At 39.5% G+C, this 6,138-nt stretch carries 1 protein-coding gene and 1 pseudogene; both read left to right on the forward strand.

Going from position 1 to position 6,138, the window contains the following annotated elements; genetic code table 11:
* The first annotated feature begins 337 nt into the window (after positions 1-337).
* The gene (locus PCY17_RS07655) at positions 338-925 is read left to right on the forward strand and encodes a TlpA disulfide reductase family protein (protein ID WP_301392455.1); all 588 of its coding nucleotides are present in this window, start codon (positions 338-340) and stop codon (positions 923-925) included.
* A 61-nt stretch (positions 926-986) separates the two neighbouring features.
* A pseudogene (gene padA, locus PCY17_RS07660) lies at positions 987-6,138 on the forward strand (LPXTG-anchored isopeptide-forming adhesin PadA); the annotation flags it as partial.

The following is a 6,138-nucleotide window of genomic DNA, read 5'->3' on the forward strand; positions in this document are numbered from 1 at the left end:
AAAGTATTTTGATGCAAATTTTAGTATAGGTAATATAGGCAATTCATATTTCTTGCCTTGCTTACAATTATGCATCGGAAACGGGAATATTCTGACAAATCTCAGAAAACGAAATCAAGTTTATGATTAGAAAAACTGTACAATGATGGTATTTAATGGCGATTTTCTACTTTTAAAAAAGTTTACTATTTGACAACGTATTGCTTGTATAAATGAATAGTAAATGATAAAATATCATTTGGAATGAATGAGTCGCAGTTTTTTGTTTGATTGTATTAATATGTTATCTACTCAAGACTTATTCGTTGTATTTTACTATTAAAGGAAAGGAGATGTTATGCAAAAAGACAAGTGGTGGCTACCATTTTTAGCGGTGGGTGTCATCATAGGTTTAGCGGTGGGTTTACTTTATTACACCCGACCCACTAAGGATGGAGATATAGGTTCATCGTCAGTTTCGCAATCAACTTCTAGTGATAAGAACAATACGGCTTTGAGTTTAAAAGGTCAACAACTTCCAGAATTTAAAATGACCTCTCAAGATGGCAAATTGATTGCTATCTCGGAACTGTATGATAAACCTATGTTAGTTGTCGAATGGGCTAGTTGGTGTCCGCATTGCCAGAAACAACTACCCATTGTTCAGCAGATGTATGAAAAGTATGGAGATCAAATTCATTTTGTTCTTCTGAATATGAACGAACCAGGAAAAGAAACAAAGGAAACTGCTGATCAGTATATCAAAGAAAAAGGATATACTTTCCCCTATTATTATGACGAAGATCAGTCCGCAGCCGATCTTTTACAGGTTCAAACCATACCAAGTATGTATCTTGTGACAAAACAGCAACAGGTAAAGAATGTATTAGTAAATCATACTACTGCTGAAAGTTTCTCGAAAGAGTTACAAGAATTGCTAAACTAACATACATTCATTTCGGGAAAAAGGAGGAAGAAGAAATCACAATAGGATTTCAGAGAAAATTATGAGAGATTTCATTAAAAAGGTCTCCATTCTGTTTACGATTCTGTTTCTCTCTGTGCCATTAGGATTAGCTAGTTTACGTTTCGGTCGTGGTGCGGCTGATGAAACTGAGGTAATTCGAGTAGGAGATAATACGGAAATTATCCAGAATGGATGTTATCGTAAGATAAAGAAATCGGACCAAACAAAGTGGACAGTTCCACGTAAACCGGTCGACTTAGTTATCCTTCAGGATGCGAGTGGATCGTTCAGGAACACCATTCCTAATGTCCAAAATGCCTTAAAAACATTGACAACATTTGTCAGTGAAGAAAATTATGATGAGAATAATCCTCGTTTGGTTAAGACTGATAACCCGGATACATCAGACCGAGTTATGATGGCAACCTTCCAAGGTGCGGATGGATACAACTATTACTACAATAATGATTTTACAGGTCGTAAAGATGTTGTTGGTGGTTGGGGAGCTGATTATGATTACAAATACAAGTCTAGCAACTTGTCTTCTGATCAAAATGATATCCATCAATTCATTGATAATATTAAGGTAGCAGGAGGAACACCAACCGTTCCAGCTATTGACGATGTCATTGCTCAATATAATCAAATAAAAGGGAATATGGCTAACGGTCGTAAGACCATCTTCCTTTTGATTACGGATGGTGTTGCTAATGGGAAACGTGACCCGGATGGTAAGGTTCGTCTAGAGTACAGTGATTATCGTAACAAAATTCTTTCACGTGCCTGGAATTTTAATGAGCTAACTGAAGCATCTCAAAACGTTTTAGGGCGTGTGGAAGAGGTTAAGGAAGCATCTACAAGACTTAAAAATGTTGTTGGTTCCGAAGGGACTGTAGTAGTAGGTTTCTGGGAAGACGTATCAATCTTTGAAAACTCTAAAGCTCAATATTATGACACATATAGAGAAGGTTATTCAAAATACTTTAATATCGGTGACAACCGTTCAGTCCAAGATATCTTCCATGAAGCATTAGAGGGGATGGCTTCTCCAGCTAAAAATATTAATGGTAAGAATGTTTCCTTCTATGTTAATGAACAAAGCGATATCAATAAGTTCTCAAGTCGAGTTCTAGAATCTGTTGGAGCTGCGTTAATTAAGGAAGACATTAAAGGTGAGTTCACTGTTACACCTGGATATAAGGTGGATGCTGTTCGAATCAATGGCAAGACTGTTGTTGAAAAAGTCACAGACCCATCAAAACAAATTCGTGGTCGAATCAATCAAGAAGGCGACAATGTCACAATCTATGTACCCGATAGTGTCTTCAATCCAGGTAATAACAGTTTCGACTATGATTTGAGTAAGGAAGCACGTGCTCCTGAAACGAATGAAGAGGATGAAGTTGATCCGCCAGCTGATTATAAACCTGTAAAAGAAGAAGTTACAGTTCCTGAGTTGACTGGTGTCTTCAAGACGGGTGAGTTTAAAACTCAAAAAATCGGTGGACGTAATGAAAAAGTTGAAGTTCAAAAGCTCGAGTACTGTTACCCAAGTGTCACTAAGAAAATTACCGACGCAGATAAGAGAAATGACTTGGGAGAAATTGATGACCCGCTTGGTTTGACAAAGAAAAAAGCCTATTCTGCACAATTGTCAGACAAGGCAGAGGAGTTCACCTATACTCTTGATTACAACTTCAATAACGTAGCCTACGAATTTGAAAAGAACGTCATGTTGACTGACCCTCTTGACTATCGTTTGGAAGTTGTAGGTCATCATGCGTCTGGCCCAGAAGGTACTATCCTGACACGTGTTGTGAAGCAAAAGGACGATCTTGGAAACGACCGAGAAGTTGTTGTTGCGGATGTACCAAGTGTGAATGGTTATGAATACTTAGTGCTTCAAAAAGCTAAAATGACCATTACCGTTCGCTTGAAGGAGCAATATCGCAATAATCAAGCGAGCAAAGAATTTATGGCCCTTCTTCAGGATAATGATGGTTTCGGTTTGCTGAACCAGGGTAATATCATGTGGAATGGTGAGGATAATAATCCTGATCCAAGTAACCATGCTAAAACAGCTGACAAACCAAGTACAATTCGACGCTCAAACCCAGTCTATGTCAAACCACCAGTCGAGACAGAAGTTACAAAGAAGGTCAATGATAAGGAACATGAAGATCTTAAGAAAGAAGAAGAACTCTTCGAGTACAAGGTGACTGTTCCATGGCCAGGCATTGCAGATACATTCAGCCTTACGGATACAGTTGTTTCAGAGTTGGAAGTTCAGGCAGATAGCTTGAATGTAAAACTTGGTGAAAAAGATAATACTGAGTTGAAAACTGCTACAAAAGTTGAAGGTCAAACTGTTTCACTGACTCTTGATAAAACTCAACTTGAAAAAATCTCACGTAAGGTAACGCGTCGTAAAACTAAAGATGTTCAATACCTTGAATTGACCTTCAAGGCTAAGATTCGCCCCGGTGCTGACCTTTCTAAGTACAAGAAAGATGGTCAGGTTAAAGTGCCAAATACGGCAGATGTTGCCTTGAATGATATCAAGAAAACTTCTAACGAAGTAACGGTTACCCCACCAAAACCAAAAGAACCAACTATTGATAAGAAAATCAATGAAAACTTGGATAGCTTCCAAACGTTTGATGGGCAACCATACAACTACAACATTACAACAGCAGTACCAAGTGATGTTGCCAATTACAAGAAATTTGTGATTCGTGATACACTGGATGCTAATTTGGAACTTGCAGGAGACGTAAGTATTAAAGGTTCTGCAGCGGCCCTCTTTGATATCCACACCAATGGCCAAGAGATTACGGCAACGGTAAAGGATGGTCAGTTTGGTGAACTTGCAAAATACTCAACTGTTGAATTAGTCATTCCTGCAAAAGTTAAAAATGATGTGACAGGTACAACCATTGAAAACAAGGCTTCTATTTCCTTTACAAATGAGAATAATGTAGAGAAAGAAGTTGAATCGAAACCTGTCACCGTAACGCCACCTCCTGTAACGAAGAAGATCAATGAAACTCTTGATCACTTAGATATCGCGACAGGTCAAGCGTATAACTACAACATTAAGACAAAACTTCCAACAGATATTACAGATTACAAGAAATTTGTGATTACAGATACACTTGAAGGAGATTTGTCAGTTATCAATGAAACTTCAAGCAAACCAGTTATCAAAGGAGCAGCTGCAGCCTTCTTCGATGTAACAGTTGAGGGTCAAACCGTGACTGCAACGATGAAGGACTTTGCGAACGCTACAGCTCTTGCTGGTCAAGAAGTGGAATTGATTATTCCGGCTAAGATCAATGATGGAGTGAGTCGTATCAACATTCCAAATACTGCGAAGTTCAGCTTCACAGATAAGAACGATCATAGCGGAGAAAAAGAAACGAAACCTGTCACCGTAACCCCTCCATCAGAACCAGGTGTTGATAAGAAAATCAACGAAACACTGACAGAGGCAACAATCGGTGCGGAAACCGACTTTACTTATAATATCAAAGCGAAATTGCCAAATGATATTACAACGTACAAGTCCTTCGTTGTAACGGATACCTTGGATGAGAACTTGACTCCAGGTCAAGCTGAAATCAAGGGAGCTGCAGCGAAATTCTTCGATGTAACAGTTCAAGGTCAAACCGTGACTGCAACGATGAAAGATTTTGCGAATACGGGTGACTACGGTAACCAAGAAGTAGAGCTCGTGATTCATGCCAAAGTGAAGAAAGGCTCAACTGTTCCATCTATTGAGAACAAAGCTAAGATTACTTACACCAACAAGAATGACCAACAAGGTGAGAAAGAAACCAAGCCGGTCACTGTTACACCACCACCAATCACGAAGAAGGTGAATGGTCAGGAACACGCAGATCTTGGTAAGTTATCAGAAATCTTTACTTATACGATTGACTCAACGGTTCCACATGTGGCAGATACCTTCACCATTTCAGATGATATCGTCAAAGAATTGGCATTTGAAGGAGAAGCAACGGTCACTGTTGATGGCCAAGCTGTTCAAGACCTCACTGTAACAACAGAAGGTCAACGTTTGACGGTCACATTTGGTAAAGAGCAAGTGAAACAATATGCTGGTAAAGCTGTACAAGTTTCATTTAAGGCTAAGGTGAAGGAAGGCATTACCTTTGATGCACTCTTAGCGACTTATCCAAATGAATCAAAAGACAAGCCGGTAGTACCAAATACTGCTAGCTACATCATTAATGATAATCCTGATTCTAAGAAAGAATCAAAACCAGTTACAGTTACACCACCACCAACCACTACTCCAGAGCTTAAGAAGGAAGTAAACGGAGCAGAACGTTATGATCTTGCAAAACGTAATGAAGAATTTACTTATACTTTGAAAACAACAATGCCTGCCAGCGCAACTGTGTTTGAGATGACAGACGAGTTGAAAGAAGTTCTAGAATTTGTCGGTGAGAATGCTTCAGCTACTGTTAAACTTGATGGTGAGGATGCAGGATCGAAGGCGACAGTGACACTTTCTGGTCAAGTCATCAAAGTTGCCTTTACAGAAGCTTCTGTAAAAGCAGATGCCGGTAAGTCAATTGAAGTGAATTTCAAGGCTAAGATTAGAGATAATGCCAACTTATCAGCTTATGTGAATAAAGATGGTAAGACAGAGATTCCGAATAAGGCTTCTTATGATATTGATCATAATCCAAGATACCACAAGGATTCTAACGAAGTTCCAGTAACGCCACCAACACCAGAAGAGCCAGAGATCAAGAAAGATGTGAACGGCAAAGAAGCTGAAACTCTTGGCAAACGTGACCAAGTCTTCACTTACAATGTGAAAACAACAGTAGCGCAAGATGCGACAGCCTTCGCAGTCACAGATACATTAGTAGACGTTCTTGAATTTGCCGGCACATCAAGTGCTAAATTGAATGGTCAAGCGCTTGAGGCTAGCCAAATCAAGGTAGACGGTAAAACCATTACCTTGACGCTTACAGAAGAACAAGTCAAAGCCAATGGCGGTCAAGCAGTTGAATTAACATTCGACGCGAAGATCAAAGCTGGTGCGAACTTGTCAGCGTATGTGAAGGAAGACGGTCGTACACAGATTCCGAATAAGGCTTCTTATGACGCAAGCTTCCCGCACAAACCAGGACTGCACAAGGACTCTAACGAAGTCCCAG

The organism is Streptococcus sp. SO2, from assembly GCF_030440025.1.